3 protein-coding genes are annotated in these 3,766 nt (G+C 69.2%); all 3 read left to right on the top strand.

Annotated features, from left to right (window positions below):
* The first annotated feature begins 142 nt into the window (after nt 1-142).
* Complete coding sequence (gene pheA, locus L0P92_RS42945) at nt 143-1,075, top strand: prephenate dehydratase (RefSeq protein WP_234768565.1); 933 nt, start codon at nt 143-145, stop codon at nt 1,073-1,075.
* 598 nt (nt 1,076-1,673) lie between these two features.
* Entirely contained in the window at nt 1,674-2,951 is a 1,278-nt protein-coding gene (serS, locus tag L0P92_RS42940) for a serine--tRNA ligase (protein WP_234768564.1), read from the top strand.
* Nucleotides 2,948-3,766, top strand: an 819-nt coding sequence (locus tag L0P92_RS42935) for an HAD family hydrolase (protein ID WP_234768563.1), incomplete at its 3' end; no start/stop codon positions are given. The genes serS and L0P92_RS42935, both read left to right, overlap by 4 nt.

Genomic DNA, 3,766 nt, shown 5'->3' with positions numbered 1-3,766 from the left:
GGGCAGGGGTTGCTGGAGGGGTGACGGTCACGGGAGGGTCGTACGGGTGGTGCACAGACGTACGACGGTGAGGTCGCCCTCGGGAGTGGCCCTCGGTCGGGAGTCGTGCGCCGCGCCACGCAAGGCCCATTAGGGTGAGGTCATGCCAGCGAGCTATGCCTATCTCGGCCCCGAAGGCACCTTCACCGAGGCCGCCCTGCGCACTCTCCCCGAGGCCGCGACCCGGGAACTGATCCCCTACGTGTCGGTGCAGTCCGCGCTGGACGCGGTGCGCGTCGGCGAGGCCGAGGCCGCGTTCGTGCCGATCGAGAACTCCGTCGAGGGCGGCATCACGACCACGCTCGACGAGCTGGTCGCGGGCGCCCCGTTGATGATCTACCGCGAGGTGCTGCTGTCGATCACCTTCGCGCTGCTGGTCCGGCCGGGCACCAAGCTGTCGGACATCAAGACGGTCTCCGCGCACCCGGCCGCCCAGCCGCAGGTGCGCAACTGGCTGAAGAACAACCTCCCGGACGCCCACTGGGAGTCGGCCGCGTCGAACGCGGACGCCGCCCGTCTGGTCCAGGAGGGCCAGTACGACGCGGCCTTCGCGGGCGAGTTCGCCGCCGCCCTGTACGGGCTGGAGGCCCTGGAGACCGGGATCCACGACGCGGAGAACGCCCAGACGCGGTTCGTGCTGGTGGGCAGGCCGGCCCGGCCCGCGGCACCGAGCGGGGCGGACAAGACGTCGGTCGTGCTGTGGCAGCGCGACGACCATCCCGGTGGGCTGCGCGACCTCCTGGGTGAGTTCGCCACGCGGGGCATCAACCTGATGCTGCTCCAGTCCCGGCCGACCGGCGCGGGCATCGGCAACTACTGCTTCTGCATCGACGCCGAGGGCCATATCTCCGACCGCCGGGTGGCCGAGGCGCTGATGGGGCTCAAGCGGATCTGCCTGGAGGTGCGCTTCCTGGGCTCATATCCGCGCGCGGACCTGAAGCCCGGTGAGGTGCAGCCGCCGCGTGCGGGGACGTCGGACGTGGAGTTCGTGTCGGCGGCGGACTGGGTGGCCCGGTGCCAGGACGGGCGGTTCTGAGCAGGCCGTGACAGGCGGTTCCGGGCGGCTGTCACGGGTGCCTGGGGCCGGCTTCGGCACGTCTTCACGACCGGTACTACCAGCTGATTGTCGTTATCCACAGAAGTTATCCACAGGTACTCATCTCGACCTGGGGACAAGTCGACAAGCAAGGGTGAGTCTGTCGACAAATCGGTCCCTGAGCCCCCTCCGTGTCCACCGTCACGCAAGTCACCCTTCGTCCACTCTTTTCCTTTGAGCAATCCTTTGGGGCGACCGCTTTCCACTCGAACGTGGGGATGAGCGGGGTTTGTCCTGGGAATCCTCGACTTGCTCGGCACGTTACGGAGTGATCAATTCCGAAGTCCACAGTCCATCCACACACCCTGTGGATAACTCTTCCGAGGCTGGGGATCCCTGTGGACAACCGAGGCCCAAGTCCCGTTCCCCACAAGGGAATCGAGTCAACAGGCCGCCTCGCGCCTGCCCCGTTCCAGGGAGTGAGACGCCTTTTATTGACACGATCGGCAATTCCCTCACGACGGAACGTAAGCCATGTAAGCCGCAGCTCGGAATAGTGAGTCGTTGGCTGTCACCCTGCCCCGGTAGCCTTGAGCGCGTGATTGACCTTCGCCTGCTTCGTGAGGACCCCGACCGAGTGCGCGCCTCGCAGCGCGCCCGTGGAGAGGACGTCGCGCTCGTCGACTCCCTCCTGTCTGCCGACGAGCGGCGCAGGTCGTCCGGCGTCCGCTTCGACGAGCTGCGTTCCGAGCAGAAGTCGCTCGGCAAGCTCATCCCCAAGGCCTCCCCCGAGGAGCGCGCCGAGCTCCTGCAGAAGGCGGAGCAGCTCAAGGCCGACGTCAAGGCCGCCGAGGCCGCGCAGAACGACGCCGACGAGGAGACCAAGCGCCTCGCGCTGCAGCTCGGCAACCTCGTCCACCCCGACGTCCCCGTCGGCGGCGAGGAGGACTTCGTCGTCCTGGAGACGCACGGCACCATCCGTGACTTCGGCGCCGAGGGCTTCGAGCCCAAGGACCACCTGGAGCTCGGCGAGGCGCTGGGCGCCATCGACGTCGAGCGCGGCGCCAAGGTGTCCGGCTCGCGCTTCTACTACCTCACCGGTGTCGGCGCCCTGCTGGAACTGGCGCTGGTCAACGCCGCCATCGCCCAGGCCACCGAGGCCGGGTTCACGCCGATGCTGACCCCGGCGCTGGTCCGCCCGCGCGCCATGGAGGGCACGGGCTTCCTCGGCCAGGCCGCGGAGAACGTCTACCACCTGGAGAAGGACGACTACTACCTGGTCGGCACCTCCGAGGTCCCGCTCGCCGCGTACCACATGGACGAGATCCTCGACGCCGACAAGCTGCCGCTGCGCTACGCCGGCTTCTCGCCGTGCTTCCGCCGCGAGGCCGGCACGTACGGCAAGGACACCCGCGGCATCTTCCGCGTGCACCAGTTCGACAAGGTCGAGATGTTCTCGTACGTCGCCCCCGAGGACGCGGAGAACGAGCACAAGCGGCTCCTGGAGTGGGAGAAGCAGTGGCTCACCGGTCTGGAGCTGCCCTTCCAGGTCATCGACGTGGCCTCGGGCGACCTGGGCGCGTCGGCCTCCCGTAAGTACGACTGCGAGGCGTGGATCCCGACCCAGGGCAAGTACCGCGAACTGACGTCGGCCTCCAACTGCGACAGCTTCCAGGCCCGCCGCCTCTCCGTCCGCCTGCGCGACGGCAAGAAGGTGCAGCCGCTCGCGACGCTCAACGGCACGCTGTGCGCCGTACCGCGCACGATCGTGGCGATCCTGGAGAACCACCAGCAGGCCGACGGTTCCGTCCGGGTGCCCGAGGTGCTGCGTCCGTACCTGGGCGGCCGAGAGGTCCTGGAGCCGGTCGCCAAGTGAGCGCCGCCTCGCCCGTCGCCGGGTTTCCGTACAAGCTGATCGCGACCGACCTCGACGGAACGCTCCTGCGCTCCGACGAGTCGGTCTCCCGGCGCACCCGGGACGCCCTCGCGGCGGCCACCGCGGCGGGCGCGGCGCATATCGTCGTCACGGGCCGGGCGGTTCCCTGGACCCGCCCCATCCTCGACGACCTCGGCTATGAGGGCCTCGCCGTCTGCGGTCAGGGCGCCCAGGTGTACCACGCCGGGGAGCGGCGCCTGCTGACGTCGGTGACCCTGGACCGGCAGCTGGCGGGCGTGGCCCTGGCCAAGATCGAGGCGGAGGTCGGGCCGCTGTACCTGGCGGCGAGCCGTGACGGCCTGGACGGCGACGTCCTGGTCGGCCCCGGCTACGCCGTGACGGGACACCTCCCGTCGATCCCCTTCACGGACGCGTCCGATCTGTGGAGCGCCCCGCTGAACAAGATCTACATACAGCACCCTGAGCTCTCGGACGACGAACTGGCCGAAGCCGCCCGCCAGGCCGCGGGCGGCTTCGTCACCGTGGCGATGGCCGGCGAGGGCATAGTGGAACTCCTGCCCCTGGGCCTCTCCAAGGCAACGGGCCTGTCCCTGGCAGCCCGCCGCCTCGGCCTCAAGGCCGCGGACACGATCGCCTTCGGCGACATGCCCAACGACATCCCGATGTTCGCCTGGTCAGCCCACGGCGTAGCCATGGCCAACGCCCACCCGGAACTGAAGGCGGTATCGGACGAGGTGACGTCCTCCAACGAGGAGGACGGGATCGCGGTGGTGCTGGAGGGGTTGTTGGGGGGC

This window comes from Streptomyces muensis (assembly GCF_021474425.1).
GTDB lineage: Bacteria > Actinomycetota > Actinomycetes > Streptomycetales > Streptomycetaceae > Streptomyces > Streptomyces muensis.
This window is presented reverse-complemented; position numbering and strand designations above follow the sequence as displayed.